Source organism: Vibrio sp. 10N.222.55.C6, from assembly GCF_041473395.1.
Taxonomy (GTDB): Bacteria; Pseudomonadota; Gammaproteobacteria; order Enterobacterales; family Vibrionaceae; genus Vibrio; species Vibrio crassostreae_C.
Genome location: NZ_JBFRSD010000009.1, coordinates 231,532 through 254,203, shown reverse-complemented (window position 1 = coordinate 254,203; position 22,672 = coordinate 231,532). Strand labels below are relative to the sequence as shown.

The window sequence follows — 22,672 nt, the reverse complement described above, 5'->3', positions numbered from 1 at the left end:
CGCTACAAAGGTAAGCGCGTAATCCAAGGCGGTCGAGCGCAAGTACGAACCGTTTTATACATGGCGATGATGTCAGCCATGCAATGCAACCCCATATTCAAAGCGACTTATGCTCGACTTTTAGCTGCTGGGAAACCTAAAAAAGTCGCAATAATCGCATGCGTACGAAAGATGGTTGTGACACTTAACTCTATGCTCAGAGATGGCGCCATGTGGGATGAAAACATAGCCAAAAATTAATCATTGACGCCATAGTCGTTTGTTAGGCATATGTTTTGTTGATAGCTTCTTCTTTTTTGTTTAACTCTTTTAGCCTACGAACAAACTCTTGTTTTTCGTCCATGACATCACTGTCAGGTATCGTATGAATCCAAACAATCAAGTTCAGGTGTTTCTTTATTAGCCCATTCCTCTCTGCCACTTCATGAGTAAATTGGTTTAAAATATGGGCATTTTTTTCGAGATTATCTTCCTTTGTTATACAGTCAGAATATCGATTAACTTGCTTTTCAAGTTCTAGTACGTTAGAGCGTACGTCAATATCAATCTTAATAGATTCAATTTTCTTCTGAACTATATTTATATACTCCAGCTTCTTTCGATCAGAAAATATTGCTGCGTTTTGTTCCTGTTGGGACATTAGCAAATTTTTTTGCATATATATCGTAAATAACACCGCTATCAGAGAAAACGCTGAAATTAATGGCGTAATAACTCCATTAAAATAGGACCCAAAATTGCCCCAATCGCTATGTTCTTGTGAAAACCCTCCAGGAAATGTTTGCAGATAGTAATGAACTGCAATGTAGATGCTCCCTATTAAAATTGAAATCAGAGTAAAACTAGCCAAGTATATTTTTTTCATTGATAACCTCGAATATGCCTAACAGCTATATTAGACAGAATAATTCTGCATTTTGTCCCTGAAACAATTCTGTCTAGTTTCCAAGACTCGCTGCACTTAGCCCAATAACCCATTTAATAACATCATCTTACCTACTTATCTTCGTATCAAACATGACGAAAAGCAGAAATTTTCCATATAGTTTCTGCAAAATGCAGAAAACTCCCCAATATGTGAGTAAACCGCAGCTCGATAATGAATAGTCATATCTTTGAATATCGTGTTTTCAAACAAAAACGCCGACGTAATTGTCGGCGCTTAACTCTTGGTATTAATAGGTTAGAGGTAGTAACTACTTCGCCATGGTACTCAAAAACTCGGCTTCGAACTCTTCATCGGCTTCTCGGGTTAGACATTCCACCAGCCAATCGATGCTTTGATGGTCAAGCTTACTGTTCACCACGAAAGCTTGCTTTACGCCAGACTGACCCAGCTTGGCAGAGCCGTAGTTCTTGAATGATTTATTGCCGTGGTAATGGAGTGATTTGATCGCTTCTGCGTTAGGTTCTGGCAAGGCATCGAGGGTATTAGCAAGCTGAATCACCAACTCCATTGGGTTCTTAGAGGAAGATATTCGATACAGAAAACCGCCCTCTACTCTTTGGCGAACCCAATAATCAAAGCCGCTGCAATCCATCACCTTGTCACTGACCAGTGCGGCTTCGCTGTGATAGCCACACGGTTCAACCATCACTGGGGTATGTTTGAATTCTGGCTGACCTGATGCGGCATCGGTATGAGGCAAGATTAGTTCGCATGGTTTGCTGTCTTTGGCGGTGGGTGCGTTCCAGTGGATAGGCATGAAGACTTGTTCACGGCGCATCTCTTTGGTCACCACTAAGCGCGCTTGGCACTCCCCTTGTGCGCTGCGCACTTTCACCACAGGGTTAATAGTCGCGTGGTTGAAAGCATCTAGCCCAAACTCATCCAAGTTTAGTTCCGAAACCGTATCTGGGTGCATCGCAACAAAAGGCTCAGGGGTATGCTCACCTAAACCTGCCGCCAAACCTGTGCGGCTCATGGTGTGCCATTGGTCTCGGATTCGCCCTGTGTTCATGATAAGTGGGAATTCCAGGCTGGTATCGGCAATCGGTTTGTCGTGCTCAACTGCAATAAACTGCGCTTTGCCAGATTCTGTAAAGAACTCACCATTGGTGAACATACGCTGCTCAATGATCTCTGGTTGATACTCTAACACTGGCCATTGCTGTGGAGTGAGTTCGCCATAGCCTTTTTCATCCAGTTTGGTTAATCCAATTAAGCACAAATCACGCGCTTTGCCCGTTTCATTGCCGAGCGCTGTCATCTCGCAATACTCTTTGAAGATCTCACCTTCGTGACGGAACTCAAATTGCTCTTTGAATCCCATTTTTTGTGCGACTTCTTTTAATATCCACCAATCGGGTTTGGCTTCCCCTGGGCTTGGTAACACTCGGCGTTGGCGTGAAATTCGGCGTTCAGAGTTGGTCACAGTACCCGACTTCTCGCTCCACCCTTGCGCGGGTAGCACCACATCGGCCAAGCGAGTGGTTTCAGTATCGGCAATACAGTCAGATACCACCACAAATGGGCACTTCTCTAATGCCGCTTTGATTTTCTCACTGTCAGGCAAACTCACGACTGGGTTGGTCGCCATGATCCACACGGCTTTGATTTTTCCTTCATTCATGGCATCAAACAGGTCAATTGCTTTTAAACCCGCATGTGTAGCTAAGCTGTCGGTTTGCCAGAACTCGCTGACGGTCTGGTGTGATTGCGGGTCACCAAATTCAAAGTGCGCCGCTAAGGTATTGGCTAAACCGCCCACTTCTCGCCCACCCATCGCGTTCGGCTGGCCCGTTACAGAAAATGGCCCCATGCCCGGTTTACCGATTTTCCCGGTGGCTAAATGGCAGTTAATAATAGCGTTTACCTTGTCGCACCCTTGTGTGGATTGGTTCACGCCTTGGGAGTAAATGGTCAGCACCTTCTCGTTCGATGCAAACAAACTGTAGAACTGTTTTAGCTGCTGCTCTGTTAACCCTGTCAGCTCAGGAACGCTTTTGTCGCCCCAGCCTGATTCGGTATAACCTGACTCTGTATAACGGTAGTGAGTCGCAGATCGAATCGATTCAGTAAAGCCTTGGGTGTGGTTTTCTATGTAGTCTGCATCTAGCTTGTCGTTATCGTCGAGATAGCCCAATAAGCCGTTAAACAGCGCCACGTCTGAGCCAGATTCCAATGCCAAGTGAATGTCTGCGATTTCACAGGTGTCGGTATAACGCGGGTCGATGACGATAACTTTCAATTCAGGGTTGGCTTGTTTCGCGGCTCTTAATCTTTGGAAAAGTACCGGGTGACACCATGCTAAGTTGGAACCTGTAATCACGACGAGTTCGGCTTGCTCGAGATCTTCGTAGCACACCGGTACTGTGTCTGCGCCAAATGCTCGCTTATGCCCGACCACGGTTGAAGCCATACACAACCTAGAGTTACTGTCGATGTTGCCACTACCAATGAAGCCTTTCATCAGTTTATTGGCAACATAATAGTCTTCGGTAAGCAGCTGACCAGATACATAGAACGCAACCGAATCGGCCCCATATTCTTCGATGGTTTGATTGAATTTGTCTGCGACCAACTGAGTGGCACTGTTCCAATCTAGCTCTTGTTTTTGCTCATTCTGAATATGAGCAGGCTGTGTAAGACGACCTAAAGGCGTGACGGTGTCGCCGAGCGCAATCCCTTTAGTGCATAGCTTTCCATAGTTTGATGGATGATCTTTATCACCACGCACTTCTAGTTTTCCTAACGATGTCGGTCTCGCTTCTATTCCACACCCTACACCACAATAAGCACAGGTCGATTTTATCCAGCCGCTGTTTGAATCGGTCATCCGTTTCTCACTCAATTATCCATAATTGTAATAACTAAAAATAAGCAAATAACACGCCACTTAATAGCAGCTGATGAATAGCAAATAATTTCATCTAAAAACAACAACTTAATAAAAACACAAATATCAACAACGAACCAAACAGAACTTAGCCAAGATAAAAACTTAATTTTTGCACCATTTTGCAGAAAGTTGCACCACAAACGCTCATTTATATAAATATAACAAAAATTTTACATACCACTTTAGGGGTAATTACGTGCCACCTGCAATTTTTAAATCACTGAAATATATATATTAAATTTTATTTAAATGAACAAATCGCAATCTGGCACCCTCCTTGCTCCACTAGAAACCAAGACTTAGAAAAAACATTTTTGTTTTTCTTGATGATTATGAATTGAGTGGAATCTCAACCCGGTATTCATCTGCTAACGATTAGAAATTAGACGCTAGTGATGGTGACGCCGAGAATAAGGAATGGATTATGAGCAAGAAGAAAATCGTCGTTGTTGGTAACGGCATGGTTGGACACAAATTTATCGACAACATCCTGCAATCAGAGAGTGATGAGTTTGATGTGATTACTTTTAGTGAAGAGCCAAGGCTGGCCTACGACCGTGTTCAGCTAACGGCTTACTTTAATGGTAAAAGCGCTGATGACCTGTCATTGACCAGTGAAGAGTATTACCAAAGCAACGGCGTGAACTACTTGTTGAACCAGAAGGTTGCCAAGCTAGACACCGCCAATCAACAAGTCATCACTGAAAGTGGTCATGTTGAAAGTTACGACAAGCTAATCTTGGCGACGGGCTCTTTCCCTTTTGTTCCCCCTATTCCCGGTAACGATCAAGAACACTGTCACGTTTATCGGACTATTGAAGACTTAGACGCAATTGAACTATCAAGCAAAGGTAGCAAATCTGGCGTGGTGATTGGTGGTGGTCTGCTTGGCTTAGAGGCCGCAAACGCCGTCAAAAACCTTGGCTTAGAAACCCATGTGGTTGAATTTGCGCCTCGCCTGATGGCGGTTCAATTAGATGATGGTGGCGGTGCCCTACTGCGCAGAAAAATTGAAGACCTTGGTGTGCAAGTTCATACCGAGAAAGCGACCTCTGAAATAGTCGATGGTGAAAATGCTCGCTACCGCATGAACTTCGCCGATGGCACCCATTTAGAAACCGATATGATCGTATTCTCTGCGGGTATTCGCCCTCAAGATGCCCTAGCTCGCAGCTCTGATATCACCATTGGTGAACGTGGTGGCATCGTGATTAATGATCACTGCCAAACTAACATCGACAACGTGTATGCGATTGGTGAATGTGCGCTTTGGGACAACAAGATCTTCGGCTTAGTCGCACCCGGTTACTCCATGGCGAAAGTCGCGGCTGCGCATATCTTATCGGACGGAACGAGCGACGCTTCATTTACTGGTGCAGACATGAGCACCAAACTCAAATTACTGGGTGTTGATGTGGCCAGTATTGGTGAAGTACACGGCAAGACGGAAGGCGCTCAATCGTATACTTATAACGATGAAATTGAACAAGTTTATAAACGCTTGATCATCTCGGCTGACGGCACGAAAATTGTCGGTGCCGTATTGGTCGGTGATGCAGAAGCCTACGGTTCGCTACTGCAAATCAAGCAAAATGATATGCCTCTTCCTGAAAACCCATCAGTGCTGATTTTACCTAACGTGGCCGATGATTCTGGCTCTGCAATGGGTGTTGAAGCTCTGCCTGATAGCGCTGTGATCTGTTCATGTTTTGATGTGACCAAAGGCGATATTAAAGAGGCCGTTTCAGCTGGCTGCACCACGATGGCGGCTCTAAAAGAAACCACCAACGCTTCAACAGGTTGTGGCGGTTGTTCTGCCCTTGCGAAACAAGTTCTGGATATTGAGCTGATTAACTTGGGTGTGGAAGTCTCTAACGATATCTGTGAGCACTTTGCTTATTCTCGCCAAGAGCTTACCGACATCATTCGCGTCAACAAAATCAAGACCTTCGATGAGCTGTTAGATTCTCACGGCAACGGATTGGGCTGTACCGTGTGTAAACCGGCTGTCGGTTCGATTCTGGCTTCCTACTGGAACGATTACATCCTTGAAGATCAACATATCGAGCTGCAAGACACCAATGACATCTACCTTGGCAACATGCAAAAAGACGGCACTTACTCGGTAGTTCCGCGTATTGCTGGCGGTGAAATCACTCCCGATAAATTGATTGTTTTAGGCGAAGTCGCTAAAGAGTTCGACCTGTACACCAAAATCACGGGCGGTCAGCGTGTCGACTTGTTTGGCGCACAGCTTAACGAACTGCCTATCATCTGGAAAAAGCTGATTGATGCAGGTTTTGAAACGGGCCACGCCTACGGTAAATCGGTTCGTACCGTGAAATCTTGTGTCGGTAGCACTTGGTGTCGATACGGTGTCGACGACAGTGTTGGCTTAGCGATTCGACTTGAGAACCGCTACAAAGGCCTGCGTTCACCACACAAGATCAAGTTTGCGGTTTCTGGCTGTACTCGTGAATGTGCAGAAGCCCAATCAAAAGATTTTGGCATTATCGCCACCGACAAAGGTTGGAACCTCTACATCTGTGGTAACGGCGGTATGCGCCCTCGCCATGGTGACCTTTTCGCTACCGACCTTGATGAAACCACACTCCTTAAATACATCGACCGCGTTTTGATGTTCTACACACGTACCGCAGACCGCTTACAGCGTACATCGGTATGGATGGAGAACCTTGAAGGCGGCATCGAATACCTCAAGCAAGTCGTGATTGAAGACAAGCTCAACGTTGCTGAAGAACTTGAGGCCGATATCGCCCTCAACATCGAAAAATACCAGTGTGAGTGGAAAACCACCATCGAAAACCCTGAAAAGATGAAACGCTTCCAGCACTACATCAACAGCGAAGAAATGGACACTAGCCTGTCATTCATCAAAGAACGAGAGCAGCGTTTTCCTAAGCCGAGCTTGAGCTCTTCTTCCGATTCAAAACGCGATGAAAGGCTCGCTAAAGCAGACCAAATCGAAGTGACTGAGGTTTCATAAATTTCATCAGGTTCATCAGGTTCATCAATAAAAAAATAAAAACTCAATTTTAGACTAGGAGAAAGTCATGGAAAATTGGACAACCGTATGCAGCACCAGCGATCTAACCCCAAACGGGGGAATTTGCGCCAAAGTAGACGATAACCAAGTGGCTATTTTTTACTGCAAGCGCAGCGACACGCTTTATGGGCTCTCTAATTACGACCCTATCGGCAAGGCGAATGTGATGTCACGTGGTATAATTGGTTCATTAAGCGGAGAACCTTACGTGGCCTCACCCTTATACAAGCAGCATTACCACTTAGAAACTGGCGAATGTCTTGAACAGCCTGAGCTCAAGCTCGTGAAATTTGAAGTTCGCAAACAAGGAGAACAAGTTCAAGTTCTCGCACCACTTGCTATCGCCAGTTAACTAAACCGCCGACACCATCATGCAAACGCTTATTAGCGTGCGCAATTTCGGCACAGGGTTTATGCACATTAAAAGCGTTCTAAGTTCGGAAGTAACGCAGGTGCACAAACCGGGTAATTTTCCAGATTTAAAGGATTTAAACCATGGATAACACTAAATTTTCGCTGCTTTCATTTACGGGTAAGATGAAGGTCTTACACCTAAGCTGGATGGCCTTTTTCATTACCTTTGTTGTGTGGTTCAACTTTGCCCCACTACTGCAAATGGTAAAAACTACGCTTGGTCTTTCTACTGAAGAGATCAAAACCCTCCTGATCCTCAACGTTGCATTGACCATTCCGGCACGTGTCGCAATAGGCATGCTAACCGATAGATACGGCCCAAGGTTGGTTTACTCTTCGCTACTCGCGGTCTGTTCTATCCCTTGTTTCATGTTTGCTCTGGCAGACTCTTTCATTCAAGCAGCAATCGCTCGTTTCCTACTGGGCTTCATTGGTGCAGGTTTCGTTGTCGGTATTCGTCTTGTGTCTGAATGGTTCCCACACAACGAACTGGGTACTGCAGAAGGTATTTACGGCGGCTGGGGTAACTTCGGTTCAGCAGCAGCAGCGTTCACACTTCCAACTCTCGCTCTAGCGTTTGGTGGTGAAGACGGCTGGCGTTATGCGGTTGGTATTACTGGCGTAATGAGCTTAGCGTTCTCGTTTATCTTCTACAAAAACGTGTCAGATACACCAAAAGGTTCAACTTACTTCAAGCCTGCTCAAGTAACAGCGATGGAAGTGACATCAAAGGGTGACTTTTTCTTCCTACTTATTATGAAGATCCCTATGTATGCCGCTTTAGCGCTACTGACTTGGAAGCTATCACCAACCAACATCAACATGTTGTCAGACATGGCGGTTTACTCAGTGTATGCCGGTTTAGCTGCGCTTTACGTGTACGAAGTGTCGCAAGTTTGGAAAGTAAACAAGAACGTATTTAAAGAAGAAGTGCCAGAGATTCACCAGTACAAATTCAAGCAAGTTGCGGTACTTAACGTATTGTACTTCGCTACATTTGGTTCTGAACTGGCTGTGGTTTCTATGCTACCACTGTTCTTCTCTGAAACCTTTGAATTAACACCGGTTCTTGCAGGTATGGTTGCATCGGCTTATGCCTTTATGAACCTAATGTCTCGCCCAGGTGGTGGTTGGATTTCAGATAAATTCGGTCGTAAACCAACACTGCTTATTCTAACGATTGGCCTTGCGGTGGGTTACTTCGCAATGGGTCAAGTCGACAGCACATGGCCTGTATGGCTAGCAGTTGTCGCGGCGATGGCGTGTTCTTTCTTCGTGCAAGCGGGTGAAGGTGCAGTATTCGCAACGGTTCCTCTAATCAAGCGTCGTATGACAGGTCAAATTGCTGGTATGACGGGTGCTTACGGCAACGTGGGTGCGGTAGTTTACCTAACTGTGTTGTCATTCGTGAGCTACCAAACATTCTTCTTAGTGATTGCTGCAACAGCGGTACTTGGCTTTGTGACTCTGCTGTTCATGGAAGAGCCTAACGGTCAAATCGCCGAAGTAAACGACGACGGCAGTGTCACGCTGATTAATGTTTCAAGCTAGGGTCTGTACTAAGAAGCATTGATATTATTGAATCGGGAGAGGCACCTTAGCGGATACATCAATGCTAGGTGCTTCGTTCAAAGGCTCTAAGTTCACTAGGGCTTTTGTTCTTCCTAGGATGTTCTGTCAAGGAAGCGGGAAGAAGAGCAGTTAAGAAGAAGACAAGTTATGACAATTTCATTCAGCCAAGGGCAAGTCATCACGCCAGAATCCAACAACCAGTTAACGCTTAAGTTTGGTGGTTATTCGAATCAAGGCGTACGTGATGAAAACCAAGATGCCATCATTGTAAAACACCCTAAAACTCGCGCAGAGCAAGAGTTGAAAGGCAGTGTTGCCTGCATTGCAGACGGAGCAAGTTGTAGTGAACACGGCCAGAAAGCCAGTCACACCAGCGTGATGCAGTTTATCGACGACTATTACGCAACCCCCCAAAGCTGGAGCATTCAACGTTCGGCGCAAAAGGTCTTAACGTCCCTCAATTCTTGGCTCTTCAACACGTCTGTTTCTAATATTCATCCCGCACAACAAGTGAACCACAATGCCCTCGTTTCGACGTTCAGCAGCGTGATATTAAAATCAAACACCGCGCATATCTTCCACGTGGGCGACAGTCGCATTTACTTACTAAGAGATGGAGAATTACGCCGGCTAACGCGCGATCACACCCGTAAAAATATGGGGCAAAAGCATTATCTAACACGCGCCTTAGGCATGGACAACCAACTCAACGTTGACTATCAAACCCTGCCTATCAAGAAAAACGACTGCTTTATCCTAACGTCTGATGGCGTGCATGAGTTTGTCTCTCCCAACACCTTCAAAGAACACATCGATAAACCCGGAGCGGATTTCGAATACGCAGCGCAAACCATCTGTAACACCGCTTTAAGCCACAATAGCTCAGACAACGTGAGCTGCTTGATTGTGCAAGTCAGTCATCTGCCTAAACCTTCGCTGATTGAATTCCATGAGAAGCTGGCTAAACGGGCAATCCCACCCGCTTTAAAGCTCGGGCAAAGTATCGACAACTTCATGGTACTTGAGGTGTTGTATGCAGGTTCAAGAAGCCATGTGTATCGTGTGATGCAGAAAGAGACACAAACCGAGTTCGTGCTGAAAGTCCCTTCCGTTCAATATCACGATAGCCCTTCGCAACTCAGAGCTTTCTTTAATGAACAATGGGCGGGGATCTTGTTAAAAAATAAGAGGGTAATGAAGGTTTACCCGACGCCAGAGAACTCGCAATTCTTATACCAAATCTGCGAATGGGTAGAAGGCATCACGCTAAGGCAATGGATGTACGACAATCCAAAACCGTCACTCAATGAAGTACGTGACATACTAGAAAAGATCACTCAAGGCATTCGAGTATTGCAACGTGCAGATATGGTGCACCGAGACTTAAAGCCCGAGAACATCATGATTCAACGTGATGGTGAGGTAAAAATCATCGACCTTGGTGCGGTATTAGTGAGAGGCCTTGAAGAGGGAGAGCTCACCGACAAAGACGACACACCATTAGGCGCGGTCAATTACATTGCACCCGAGACCATCAAGCACAACAGCGCGACCACCAGCTCTGATCTGTTCTCTATCGCTGTAATCGGCTATGAGATGCTAACCGGTGAATTACCCTACTCTGAAATGACCGCACAATCGCTTAAGCAATCTCGTCACCATCAATGGGAATACCAACCCATCACACAGAAACGAGCTGACTTACCAAGCTGGGTGGATTTGGTATTACAAAAAGCCTGCGCGGAATCACCAAGCGAACGTCATCAAGTGTTGGGGGATTTTGTAGCAGACCTTTACACACCAAACCAAAGCTTGGTGAAAAGCAAAGCCAAGCAACCTTTGATAAACCGAAACCCAATCCAGTTTTGGAAAGTGTTGGCTTTGTTGCTCGGCATTGTTGCCATTGTAGAAATGGGCTTATTACTCAGTGCTAGTTAAAACCAAGTTCGAGTTAATTACAGGTTCGAGTTAAAACCAAGTTCGAGCTAAACGCGAGGCTTCTAGCCAAGCGTAAAATTCGAGCTAGCCTCGTTTTACTAAGCTTCTTGGCACTAGCTCAATACCCGCTTGGTAACGTTTAGCAGACGCGTTCAAAGCCAAAGCAAAGGCGCTGTCTGCAATCACTTCGAATTGCTGTGGCAGTGAGTGGACTTTAAAAGGTAAGAAATCCAATAAACGATTATCACCAAAGGTTGCCAGCTTTACTTGGCTGATCAGTTCTGGCTTTTCAACCATCACATCCAACACACCTTCTAGTAAGGTATAAGACATAGTGACAATGGCATCGGGCACTGTGCCTTTGGCAATCCAACCCTCAAAAATCTCACGTCCTGATTCTCGGTCAAAGTGCTCGCCATAACCGACAACCATCGGCTTGTTGTCTGTTAGCCTTGTTTGTTGAGTATGTGCTTTATTCGCCGCTTCAAAACCCAACTGACGTTCACGTGAAATGTTCAGATCAGGCAGTGCACCAATCAAACCAACACTATGAATGCTGTCATCAAGAATCGAGTGCGTCAGTTCAAATGCAGCCTCGAAATCTTCACTGATCACACAGGCAAAGTGCTCATCATCTAAAGGACGATCTATCGCGATGACTGGCGTGCCTGAGTTTTGCAGTTTCAAGTAGAACTCATTGGCGTCTGGCATTGAGCTCGCCACCAGCAAGGCATCGATACGACGGCTAACAAGCGCTTCCGCAACTTTACGTTCGGTTTCGGCGTCATCATCTGAGCAACCAATCAAAATTTGATAACCCACTTTACGTGAGTTCTGCTCTATCAATTTTGCTAAACGCGCGTAACTGCTGTTTTCCAGATCGGGAATAATCAAACCAAATGAACGGCTATTACCAGCGCGCAGCGACGAAGCAGCATGGTCTGGTCGGTAGTTATACTCTTCCACCACTGCCATGACTTTCTGCTGTGTCTTTTCACTGATTCTGTATTTCTGCGCCTTGCCATTAATCACATAGCTGGCTGTGGTTTTCGACACACCGGCTAGTTTGGCAATCTCATCTAGTGTCATATGGGTGACCTGTATTTTGTGCGTAGGATCATATAACCAATCTTCTGATCCTTGGATTAGTTGAATTATATGCTGAATCGATTCAGTATAAAAGCTGAAAGGATTCAGCAAAATCTGAAAAGTGACTTCAATCATCTTTTTGAATGGATTGAGCGTCATTTGTCGTGATTCAGCTTCTTGTTGTTAACGAAACTGAAATTACGACACGCAGCAAAACTATTTTGAAAACCAAAATCGGCTTTGCTGAATTTTTTTACACTGAATGCTGAACCGATTCAGCCAAAGTAAAACAAATAGTTAAGCAACGAGTTAAGCTCCATAAACCTTGCTCTAGACTGAATCGTAGCGATACACAAATTCTCAAGCGATACGCTAAAGAGGCACCATGCTTAAATTATCAAAATCTGACATCACTCTAGGCCAAACTGCCGAAGACAAATTCAAAGCAATCCAAAACATTGCTGGCGACCTGACAGCTAAAGGTTTAGTTGACTCTGGTTACGTTGAAGGAATGCTGAACCGTGAAAACCAGAACTCTACGTTCCTAGGTAACGGCATCGCGATTCCTCACGGAACGACGGATACGCGTGGCCTAGTAAAAGAGACAGGCGTTGCGGTACACCACTTCCCTGAAGGTATTGATTGGGCAGACGGCAACCGTGTTTACGTAGCAATTGGTATTGCAGCGAAATCTGACGAGCATTTAGGCATTCTTAAGCAGCTAACGAAAGTGCTAGCGGCTGACGGCGTTGAAGAGAAATTAAAGCAAGCGAAATCAGAAGACGAAATCATCGCCCTACTTAACGGCGAAGTTCAGCTAGAAGCAGACCTAGACGCTTCTTTAGTTCAGCTACTATTCCCTGCGAGCGACATGGTTCAAATGTCTGCAGTTGCGGGCGGCCTACTTAAAAACACAGGTTGCACAGACAACGCATTCGTTGCTGACCTGGTAACGAAAACACCAACTCACCTAGGCCAAGGCCTGTGGTTGTTGGGCAGCGACAAAGGTGTAACTCGCACTGGCGTATCTTTCGTTTCAACAGCCAACCATTGTGAATACGAAGGTACACCAGTTAAAGCATTGGTCGCATTTGCTGCTTGTAACAGCGCGCACCAATCTATTCTGGCAAACCTAAGCAAGATGGTTTTCGAAGGTAAACAGCAACAACTGCTAGCCGCTGACGCAGCGCAAGTGATTGGCCTTCTGAAAGGTGAAGCGGTTTCTACAGCCTCTCAAGACGATGACAACTGCGCAGTATTCAAAATCAAAAACGCACACGGCCTACACGCTCGTCCGGGTGCAATGCTAGTTGCTGAAGCGAAGAAGTTTGAATCAACGATCCGCGTTTCAAACCTAGATGGCGACGGAAAAGAAGTGAACGCGAAGAGCTTGATGAAAGTCATCGCGCTTGGCGTTAAACACGGCCACCAGCTTCAGTTTGTTGCTGAAGGTGAAGATGCAGCACAAGCACTTGAATCGATTGGTAAAGCTATCGCTTCAGGCCTTGGCGAAGGTTAAGGAATCGATATGTCTGATAAACAAATCAAAGCCGTTACCGTTACGCTAAACCCTGCTCTCGACCTAACAGGCGCTATCGACGCACTTAATGTGGGCTCAGTGAGCCTAGTAAACAAAGGCTCTCTGCATGCAGCGGGCAAAGGCGTAAACGTAGCGAAAGTACTTTCAGAGCTTGGCGCGAAAGTGACCGTAACAGGTTTCCTTGGTCGCAATAACGAAGAAGCGTTCTACCAACTGTTTGAGCAGATGGGCGCAACTGACCGCTTCATCCGTGTCGACGGCGCGACTCGTATCAACGTGAAATTGGTAGAAAATTCAGGCCAAGTAAGCGATATCAACTTCCCAGGTGTTCCTGTTGATGCTGACGCTATCAAAGCGTTTGAAGAAACCTTGTTAGAGCTTGCTGAAACACACGATTACTTCGTGATTGCAGGCAGCCTGCCACAGGGCATCTCTCCTGAGCTTTGCGCTTCTTGGGTTCAACGCTTACACGATTTAGGTAAGAAGGTGCTATTTGATAGCAGCCGTGACGCACTTAAAGCCGGTATCAATGCGCAACCTTGGCTGATTAAGCCAAACGACGAAGAGCTGTCTCAGCTGTTCAATGCAGAACTAACCACACGCGACCAATGCCAACACGCAGGCCAAGCCCTAAGTGAAAAAGGTATTGAAAACATCGTGGTGTCACTTGGCGCAGAAGGCGTGATGTGGCTAAACCAAGGTGAATGGTTACATGCTCAACCACCGCGCATGCAAGTAGTAAGCACGGTAGGCGCAGGCGACACCTTAGTTGCTGGCCTATGTTGGGGTCACATGCAACAGATGCCAAAACCAGAACTTATTAAATTCGCAACCGCCCTATCTGCTCTAGCAGTTTCACAGGTAGGCGTGGGCATCACCAGCCAACAAGAGCTGGATTCAGTACTACAAAATATCCAATTACAGTCGCTTAGTGCTCCAACTAGCCAGTTAGACACAAGCAAATAAGACAAAAGGTTTATTATGAATATTACCATTATCACAGCTTGCCCTAGTGGCGTAGCAAACAGCATCATCGCCGCAGGCTTGTTAGAGCAAGCGACAAAAGCACTGGGTTGGAACGCCGCTATTGAATGTCAATCAAGCGTGCTACCTGACTCAACCGTATCGCAAGACACTATCGACAGCAGCGACGTTGTGGTTATCGCAGCCAACACCAACGTTGATAAAGCGCGCTTTGTCGGCAAGAAAGTGTACCAAGCAGCTATCTCGGAATGCACTGCGGATGCAAAAGCATTTCTAGAGAAAGCGGTAGTAGAAGCAACAGTACTAGACGCTTCTCAAGTTGAAAGCACTGTTGAAGTGACCGGTACCTCTCCAAACTCTTCTACAACAGCAAGCACAGGCAGCAAGAAGATCGTAGCGATTACGGCTTGCCCAACGGGTGTTGCACATACCTTTATGGCAGCTGAAGCGCTTGAAGCAGAAGGCAAACGCCTAGGTCACCAAATCAAAGTGGAAACTCGCGGCTCTGTAGGTGCGAAAAACCAACTGACTGACCAAGAAATCGCAGACGCTGATCTTGTTATCATCGCAGCTGACATCGACGTTCCTCTGGATCGTTTTAACGGCAAAGCGCTATACAAAACGACAACGGGTCCTGCGCTTAAGAAAACAAAGCAAGAGATGGAAAAAGCATTCGCAGAAGCTAAACCATACCAACACACTGCTTCTTCAAATTCAGCGCCTGCTGACGAGAAGAAAGGCGTGTACAAGCACCTAATGACGGGTGTTTCTCACATGCTTCCAGTGGTAGTTGCAGGTGGTTTGATCATTGCTCTTTCTTTCGTATTCGGTATCGAAGCGTTTAAAGAAGAAGGCACGCTGGCCGCTGCACTGATGACTATCGGTGGTGGCTCTGCATTCGCTCTGATGATTCCTGTTCTTGCTGGTTTCATTGCATTCTCAATTGCTGACCGTCCGGGTCTGGCTCCAGGTCTAATCGGCGGTATGCTGGCTAGCTCAACGGGCGCAGGTTTCATAGGTGGTATCGCAGCAGGTTTCATTGCAGGTTACGCAGCGAAATTCATTGCCGACAAGGTTCAACTTCCACAATCCATGGAAGCCCTCAAGCCAATCCTGATCATTCCGTTTATCGCGAGTTTGTTCACTGGTCTTGTGATGGTTTACATCGTGGGTGGCCCTGTTTCTGGCGTGATGAGCGCAATGACAACTTTCCTAAACAACATGGGAACGTCTAATGCGATTCTTCTGGGTGTGATTCTAGGCGCAATGATGTGTTTCGACCTTGGTGGTCCGGTAAACAAAGCAGCTTACACATTCGGTGTTGGTCTATTGGCTTCGCAAACTTACGCACCAATGGCAGCAATCATGGCAGCAGGTATGGTTCCAGCTCTAGGTATGGGCCTTGCGACTTTCCTAGTGAAAGACAAGTTTGAAGCAGGCGAGCGTGAAGCAGGTAAAGCATCATTCGTTCTTGGCCTATGTTTCATCTCTGAAGGTGCAATCCCATTCGCAGCGAAAGATCCAATGCGTGTTATCCCAGCTTGTATGGCAGGTGGTGCACTAACAGGTGCTCTATCAATGATGTTTGGTGCTCAGCTAATGGCTCCACACGGCGGTCTATTCGTACTACTGATTCCTGGTGCTATCTCTCCAGTTCTAATGTACCTATTGGCGATTGCAGCAGGTACAGCGGTAACAGGCTTTGGTTACGCGGCTCTTAAAAAGATGAGTGACTCTAAGGTAACTGCAGAGGCTTAATCCCCCTACTCTGGTTAACGGTTCAGCCCGATAACCAGAGGCTCTTGATAACCGGTTTCTTGGTAAAACGGCTCCTTAAAACAAAGGCTCCTCATTTGAGGAGCCTTTTTATTGTTCATGTATTTTCCGGTCGGAATGAGTTAAGTGCAATATTGGTATATTTGATTAGCTAGTAAGCGTTTCTTCAAAGACACCCAATTCACGACCAAGCCAGATCGCTCGTACTGTGTGATCCAAAGTTTCTTCACCGCCAGTTACAGGGTGAATAAGCACCGACATATCACCGCGTTCTTGCTCAAGCCATTCAACAATGCCCGACTCTTTGTTCGCAAAGTGAATCTCAAACATTGGCATCTTATGTGGACCAACCAAACGCTGTATTAATGGGAAAACCTCTAATACATCTTTACGTTCCGCTAAAATTTTCTGACGCAGTGTTTCTGCTTGCTCTGCAAATCGCAGAGGGAAATAGATATGACCGTGGTACATGGCACCATCCTTTAGAATTATGATGTCGCAAGTTTATACCTAAACCGCCTTTAATAGCCAAACCTAAATAGGTGAGCTTGCTTTCGGAAGGATCAATTTGAAATGGGAAAACTAGAGTTTGTTACTCGAACGAATCGAAAACAAACTCTAGTGATATTGACTATTTCTTTAAATCACTACGGGCGTAGTTTTAAAACACGGTCGATGTCTTCTGCGGAATGGCGTTCTGGTACTTGCTCCCACTCTTCGCCAAATGAACGGTTAACAACTCGCCCTCGTTGGAAACCTTCGCGCGCTTCAAGTTGCTTCGCCCAGCGCACAACGTTGGTGTAAGACTCAACTTGTAGAAACTCGGCCGCATCGTAAATTTTGCCTAGCACAAGGTTGCCATACCAAGGCCAAATCGCGATATCAGCGATGCTTAACTCGTCACCCGCCACAAATGTGTTATTTGCGAGCTGTTTGTCTAACACATCTAGTTGACGCTTAGCTTCCATTGCGAAGCGGTTAATTGGGTACTCTTGCTTTTCATCCGCGTAAGCGTAGAAGTGGCCGAAACCACCGCCTAGGAATGGTGCCGAGCCTTGTGCCCAGAACAACCAGTTAATGGTTTGCGTTCTTGCTGCCCCTTCTTTTGGTAAGAAGTGACCAAATTTTTCTGCTAGATGCATCAAGATAGATGCCGATTCGAATACATTCACGTCTTCGTCACCAGACTTGTCGACAAGTGCTGGTATTTTGGAGTTTGGATTCACTCCAACAAAGCCAGAAGAGAACTGATCAGCCTCACCGATGTTGATCAAGTACGCATCATATTCAGCTTCTTTAACACCCGCCGCTAACAACTCTTCCAGCAAGATAGTGACTTTTTGACCGTTAGGTGTGCCAAGAGAATACAATTGAAAAGCATGGTCACCAACAGGAAGTTCTTTATCAAAGCGAGCTCCAGATTCAGGACTATTGATGCTTGCCCACTTGTTACCACCAGCAGTATCGTTAACCCAAACTTTTGGTGGAGTGTATTGTTCTGACATGATATTTCCTTATTAATATAGGGTCTCACAAACTGATATTAGGTCACATGCCTGCGGTTAAAACCCCTGAATACGATTTATTTTCAAACTGTTAAGCATGGCTTATTCCAGAAAGACATAACCCGCTTAAGCGTTAGTGTGTGTAGAAGGTAAGTCTGTATTCAAACTTCAATCTAATCTCGATAAGTCCACTGCATCATTTAGCAATGATTTTACGAACGACATACCGACAGCTTCAAGAAAGCTGTGATAAAATCGGGATATTACAATTGATAAGGATTTGGCAATGTCTTCTGATTACACAGGTTCGAGTGCAGCGTATGCTCGCCAAGAGAAAGGCTACCGCGAAAAAGCACTAAAACTGTACCCTTGGGTTTGTGGTAAATGTGCGCGTGAATTTGTTTACTCAAACCTCCGAGAGCTTACCGTTCACCACGTGGATCACGACCATACAAACAACCCTGAAGATGGCAGCAACTGGGAGCTACTGTGCCTGTACTGTCACGATCATGAGCATTCAAAATACACTGACCATGAGCGTTATGGTGTGGATGCAAAAGCGAGTTTAGATGATCATCAGTCAGCGACACACAACCCGTTCGCCGATCTCGCTAAGATGATGAAGAAATAACACACCTTCAGAGTAGTCTTTGGTAGATGGTAACTGCTAGATAATAGATACATAACAAGTAACCCCAGTATGTCACCATACTGGGGTTTCTTTTATCTGCCGTCATAACCAAATAATAGAGTTCAGGTAGGCAGGATCAAAAAAGCCTTCCGAAGAAGGCTTTTTAAGAATCAAATCGAATTATGCTGCCGCTTGCTTGCGAGACTCTTCTACCTTCTTAGCGCGTTGTTTTAGCGTCAATTTATCGCGGTATGCAAACCAAACGTAAGACACAACCACTAAGAAGAACAGGTATGACAATGAGAAAATGAACGGCGATTGAATGATATCGTTCGAGATACCCCAAGAAACACCGATAACAGTCACTGCAATTTTCGCAAAAAAGCCACACATCAATAGCACTAATGCCAACTGTGGGAAACGCGTACTGCGGAATGCAAGCCAGTAGCAACTACCAACTGCTAGAGCCGCAACATAGAAGCCGAATAGGAAAGAGTGAATATGGTCAGCTGCCGCTACACCACCAGAAATTGACATCAATAAAATTAAAAACAGTTTCATAATACTCGCCTCACCATAAGTTGGAAACGCATCCTTTCAAATTTGGAATCTCAGTTTGCATACTATTTTCCCACTTTTTACGGACAACACAACCCCTCCAATCGAACAAAATGTAAGCAAAAGTACTAACAAAAATCACCCTTAACAATTGCTTAACATTCTGTTTTTAATAAAACTCCGTTACTCCTTGTCTCATATGAGCAAAGCGCTGTTACGATTTATTTTGTTACACAAATTTAACCTTGGAAATTAATTAAAATTATTTGTAACTCTGTGATATCCGCACGCAATACGCGTCTATTCAAAAACCATCACCTCAAAATCCCTGAAATAATAAGAAGACAGAGCGAAAAAGAACAAAATAGAGAGGTGTTAAAAACATTTCAAAAACCAATGAAAAACAACTTATTAACAAATTGAATTTAATTTACCAAAAATGGAAAAAGAGATTCCAATCACATTTTAATTGGTTATAATCCGCGCTCTTTTGCGCTATCTGTTGAGAAACGCAAACTAATTTTGAAGAAACAATCACAATAACCCGTCTTTAGTTAAGTGGCTCTCCACTAACCGATGACAAAACTGAGAATAAAAATGAGCAAGATTGATAAAGCAACACGTATCCTGCTAGCAGGCTTCTGTATCAACCTTTGTCTTGGCATCCTGTATGCTTGGAGTGTATTTAACAAAGCGCTAGTAACTGAAGCTGGTTGGAGTGCTGCTGAAGCATCTTCACCTTACGCTATTGCAACTATCACATTCTCTGTTTGTCTTCTTGTTGCGGGCATCCTACAAGACCGTATGGGTCCACGTAAGATCCTTATCCTAGGTACAGCGCTTACAGGCCTAGGTATGATTGCTTCTGGTTTCGCTACAACGCCTATGATGCTGAACATCACGTTCGGTATTATAACAGGTGCAGGTATCGGCTTCGGTTACGCATGTCTGTCTCCATCAGCAATGAAGTGGTTCCACTCTTCTAAGAAAGGTATGGTTAACGGTCTTATCGCAGCAGGCTTCGGTCTTGCGGCTATTTACCTAGCACCAGTAACTTCTGCGCTAATCGACAGCATGGGTATCCAAACTAGCTTTATGATTCTTGGTGTTGGTGTACTTGCAATCGCAGTACCTCTAGCAGCAACAATCAACAACCCACCAGCGGATTACACGCCAGCTGAGCCTAAAGTAAAAGCAGGCCAAGCTCCTAAAGCGGTTAAGAAGACTGAAGACCTAACTTGGAAAGTAATGCTGAAGACTCCTCAGTTCTACTCTCTATGGATCATGTACGCATTCGCTGCATCTGTTGGTCTAATGATCATCGGTAACATCACTACAATTGCTAGCGTTCAAGCTAACCTGCCAAACGCAGTTTACCTAGCGTCTATCCTTGCAGTATTCAACTCAGGCGGCCGTGTTGCTGCGGGTATGCTTGCAGATAAAATCGGTGGCGTACGTACTCTACTTCTAGCGTTCATCCTTCAAGGCGCGAACATGGCTCTATTCGCTACGTTCAACTCTGAATTCACGCTAATCATTGGTACGGCTATCGCAGCGGTTGGTTACGGTACGCTTCTAGCAGTATTCCCAACACTAACTGCTGAGTTCTACGGCCTGAAAAACTACGGTACTAACTACGGCGTGCTTTACACGGCATGGGGTATCGGCGGCGCTATCGGTGCAGCAGTTGTTGGCTTCTCAATGTCAAACGGCGAAGGTTACGGCCTAGCTTACACAATCTCTGCAGTTATGATGGCAGTGTGTATTGTTCTAGCAATCATCACTAAACCAATCTCTGAAGCTAAAGTTGCAGAACTAAAAGCATCACAAGCTTAATCAACAGAAAAGATTGAATTTGTTACTGAAGAGCTTAACCTTAGGGTTAGGCTCTTTTTGTATCAAGCGACTTCTCCATTGACGACCGAAACCACTCTTCAGCTCTCCCCCACTTATTATCTCGACAACTTCAATCGACTGGTTGAACACGCTCAAACGCTCTACCCCGATCTTCTGAGTGATGATGAATGTCGTTGGTTGTCCGCATACAAACGTCTTTCTGTTTCAAGCCAATGCCTAATGGTTCGTTTGCTTTCTCGTAAAGGCCGTTGGTTTCGCAGCGATAAACTCAACTATGTTGAGATCCCAGATCTAAAGACCGAACTGCAAGAGCTAAACAGCTCAGGCTTCATTGGGTTGAGTCATCCCGAAGAACAGCATGACCTCGCCATTAGTGAGGTCGAGCTCGGGTTGCACTTGCTCACCAAACCAGAGCTGTTGAGTGTATTCCCCGCCCTTAAGAGCCATAGAAATGCCAAGAAAGACGAGCTGTTGTTACGGCTTGATCAGCAACCTTTTGATCAATTTCAAAACCTCTCTTTCGACTGTATTTACGTCATCGAATCTCAAGTGATTGATGTATTACTGTTGCTGTTCTTTGCCAACACCTATCAAGACTTAAGTCAGTTCGTGTTAAGCGACCTTGGGCTAAACACCTTTGAGAACTACCCATTAAGCAAGCAACGCCGCTTCTTCACCTCTAGGGATCAGCTCAATCAATTAATCCAGATGCGCGATATTCAACGCTTGTATTCAGAAGGTGACCGCAAAGATGGCGAGTTTCTGGAACTGATTTTAAATGCGATTCCTGAAGAATCAGAACACAGAAGTATTGCCAGAAAACGATCGCGTTTGATCAATGATGTTGCTCGCGATCTTGAAAGGCTTAATCTAAACGACCAAGCAATCTTTTGGTTCAGACAATCTACACTTCCTCCGAGCAGAGAACGACTTGCACGCATCTATGATAAGCAAGGTACGCTAGACTTAATGTGTGACATTGTCACGCAAATGAAAGCTACTCCATCGGATGTGTCAGAGTTGGAAGTCGCTATTAAGCTTGAAGACCGGCTGCTACGGAAACAGGGGCACAAAGTTTCACGAACCATAAAGCCGAGCTGCAAAGAGTTAAAACTGGAATTAGACCTCAGCCAAACTCGAGTCGAGCTTGCGGTAAAGCAGCATTTTGAGAACCAAGGTTGGGACGTCTACTTTTCAGAAAACAGTTTTCTGTGTGGCTTGTTTGGTTTGGCTTTCTGGGATGTCATTTTCGCAGACGTTGAAGGCGCCTTTATCAATCGTTACCAACATCGACCATTGGATCTGTACCATTCAGATTTCGTAGACAAGCGAGCCGAACAGATTGAAGCCGTGTTTCAAACGATATCCAAACATGGGCTGAACCATTTTCTTGATACTTACGATGAAAAGCAAGGTATCGCGAACCCCTTTGTTCATTGGAATTATTTTCCTAAAGCACTCATCGAACACGGCATGGCTTCAATTCCAAATGCCTTGGTTGTAGACCTCTTCAAAGTGATATTGAGTGACTTAAAGCTATTTAGAACTGGGATGCCGGATTTGATTGCGTTCAAGGGCGATGAGTTTCATTGGATTGAAGTCAAAGGCCCTGGCGATAAACTGCAAGACAACCAGTGGCGCTGGATCAAAGAGTTTGAGCGATTGTCTGCCCCCTTCTCTGTTTGTTACGTCAATCAATGAGTCTTAGCTCTTAACTCTTAACTCTTAACTCTTAACTCTTAACTCTTAACTGCTAGCTTTTAGCTCTTGGGACTTAAATCTAGCTAAGTCTAAACACCAATTTCTGAGCACTAGCGAGTGACGCGCATCGACAAGTCACTCGTCCCATCAAGATCTTGTCTACAAAATTGTTAGAACATGAGCATTTTCAATCATTTT

The 22,672-nt window shown here is 45.3% G+C and carries 17 protein-coding genes; 11 read left to right on the top strand and 6 right to left on the bottom strand.

Features of this window, described 5'->3' with window-relative positions; all coding sequences use genetic code 11:
* Nucleotides 1–240, top strand: a 240-nt coding sequence (locus tag AB4486_RS09800; protein ID WP_372117036.1) for a transposase, incomplete at its 5' end; no start/stop codon positions are given.
* 22 nt (nt 241–262) lie between these two features.
* Here AB4486_RS09800 and AB4486_RS09795 read toward each other — a convergent pair.
* Nucleotides 263–865, bottom strand: coding sequence for a hypothetical protein (locus AB4486_RS09795; RefSeq protein WP_372117035.1), 603 nt, complete (start codon nt 863–865; stop codon nt 263–265).
* Between the two features lie 331 nt (nt 866–1,196).
* Nucleotides 1,197–3,794: a molybdopterin oxidoreductase family protein gene (locus AB4486_RS09790; RefSeq protein WP_372117034.1), complete on the bottom strand. Its 2,598-nt coding sequence runs from the start codon at nt 3,792–3,794 to the stop codon at nt 1,197–1,199.
* A 472-nt stretch (nt 3,795–4,266) separates the two neighbouring features.
* Between AB4486_RS09790 and nirB the strand changes: the two genes are divergently transcribed.
* The 4 genes from nirB (at nt 4,267) to AB4486_RS09770 (ending at nt 10,833) form a co-directional block, all read left to right on the top strand.
* Nucleotides 4,267–6,849, top strand: a complete 2,583-nt coding sequence (gene nirB, locus AB4486_RS09785; RefSeq protein ID WP_372117032.1) for a nitrite reductase large subunit NirB — start codon at nt 4,267–4,269, stop codon at nt 6,847–6,849.
* A 67-nt stretch (nt 6,850–6,916) separates the two neighbouring features.
* The gene (gene nirD / locus AB4486_RS09780) at nt 6,917–7,261 is read left to right on the top strand and encodes a nitrite reductase small subunit NirD (RefSeq protein WP_012600889.1); all 345 of its coding nucleotides are present in this window, start codon (nt 6,917–6,919) and stop codon (nt 7,259–7,261) included.
* A gap of 143 nt (nt 7,262–7,404) precedes the next feature.
* A complete protein-coding gene (locus AB4486_RS09775) occupies nt 7,405–8,874 on the top strand; it encodes a NarK family nitrate/nitrite MFS transporter (RefSeq protein WP_048610957.1) in 1,470 nt (489 codons plus the stop codon).
* 168 nt (nt 8,875–9,042) lie between these two features.
* Nucleotides 9,043–10,833: a protein kinase domain-containing protein gene (locus AB4486_RS09770; RefSeq protein WP_372117031.1), complete on the top strand. Its 1,791-nt coding sequence runs from the start codon at nt 9,043–9,045 to the stop codon at nt 10,831–10,833.
* A gap of 84 nt (nt 10,834–10,917) precedes the next feature.
* Here the strand turns inward: AB4486_RS09770 and cra are convergent, their stop codons facing one another.
* Nucleotides 10,918–11,922: a catabolite repressor/activator gene (gene cra / locus AB4486_RS09765; RefSeq protein WP_102428344.1), complete on the bottom strand. Its 1,005-nt coding sequence runs from the start codon at nt 11,920–11,922 to the stop codon at nt 10,918–10,920.
* Nucleotides 11,923–12,307: 385 nt separating this feature from the next.
* Here cra and fruB point away from each other — a divergent pair, with 385 nt between their 5' ends.
* The 3 genes from fruB to fruA are packed head-to-tail and all read left to right on the top strand — an operon-like array spanning nt 12,308 to nt 16,204.
* Nucleotides 12,308–13,441 carry a fused PTS fructose transporter subunit IIA/HPr protein gene (gene fruB / locus AB4486_RS09760; RefSeq protein ID WP_017067036.1) on the top strand — a complete coding sequence of 378 codons (1,134 nt, stop codon included), beginning with the start codon at nt 12,308–12,310 and terminating at the stop codon, nt 13,439–13,441.
* A 9-nt stretch (nt 13,442–13,450) separates the two neighbouring features.
* Nucleotides 13,451–14,428, top strand: coding sequence for a 1-phosphofructokinase (gene pfkB / locus AB4486_RS09755; protein WP_017067035.1), 978 nt, complete (start codon nt 13,451–13,453; stop codon nt 14,426–14,428).
* Between the two features lie 15 nt (nt 14,429–14,443).
* Nucleotides 14,444–16,204: a PTS fructose transporter subunit IIBC gene (gene fruA / locus AB4486_RS09750; RefSeq protein WP_372117029.1), complete on the top strand. Its 1,761-nt coding sequence runs from the start codon at nt 14,444–14,446 to the stop codon at nt 16,202–16,204.
* A gap of 165 nt (nt 16,205–16,369) precedes the next feature.
* On the opposite strand, the gene AB4486_RS09745 is transcribed toward fruA, so the two are convergent.
* A complete protein-coding gene (locus AB4486_RS09745; protein WP_017060873.1) occupies nt 16,370–16,693 on the bottom strand; it encodes a DOPA 4,5-dioxygenase family protein in 324 nt (107 codons plus the stop codon).
* Nucleotides 16,694–16,869: 176 nt separating this feature from the next.
* Complete coding sequence (gene yghU / locus AB4486_RS09740; protein ID WP_372117028.1) at nt 16,870–17,727, bottom strand: glutathione-dependent disulfide-bond oxidoreductase; 858 nt, start codon at nt 17,725–17,727, stop codon at nt 16,870–16,872.
* Between the two features lie 286 nt (nt 17,728–18,013).
* Between yghU and AB4486_RS09735 the strand changes: the two genes are divergently transcribed.
* The gene (locus tag AB4486_RS09735) at nt 18,014–18,358 is read left to right on the top strand and encodes a YajD family HNH nuclease (RefSeq protein WP_010428973.1); all 345 of its coding nucleotides are present in this window, start codon (nt 18,014–18,016) and stop codon (nt 18,356–18,358) included.
* A 180-nt stretch (nt 18,359–18,538) separates the two neighbouring features.
* Here the strand turns inward: AB4486_RS09735 and AB4486_RS09730 are convergent, their stop codons facing one another.
* Nucleotides 18,539–18,919 (bottom strand): hypothetical protein, encoded by a 381-nt coding sequence (locus AB4486_RS09730; RefSeq protein WP_017064770.1) that lies wholly within the window; start codon nt 18,917–18,919, stop codon nt 18,539–18,541.
* A 594-nt stretch (nt 18,920–19,513) separates the two neighbouring features.
* Here AB4486_RS09730 and AB4486_RS09725 point away from each other — a divergent pair.
* Nucleotides 19,514–20,752, top strand: coding sequence for an OFA family MFS transporter (locus AB4486_RS09725; protein WP_017067032.1), 1,239 nt, complete (start codon nt 19,514–19,516; stop codon nt 20,750–20,752).
* 57 nt (nt 20,753–20,809) lie between these two features.
* Nucleotides 20,810–22,474 carry a VRR-NUC domain-containing protein gene (locus tag AB4486_RS09720; protein ID WP_372117027.1) on the top strand — a complete coding sequence of 555 codons (1,665 nt, stop codon included), beginning with the start codon at nt 20,810–20,812 and terminating at the stop codon, nt 22,472–22,474.
* The last annotated feature ends 198 nt before the right edge of the window (nt 22,475–22,672 follow it).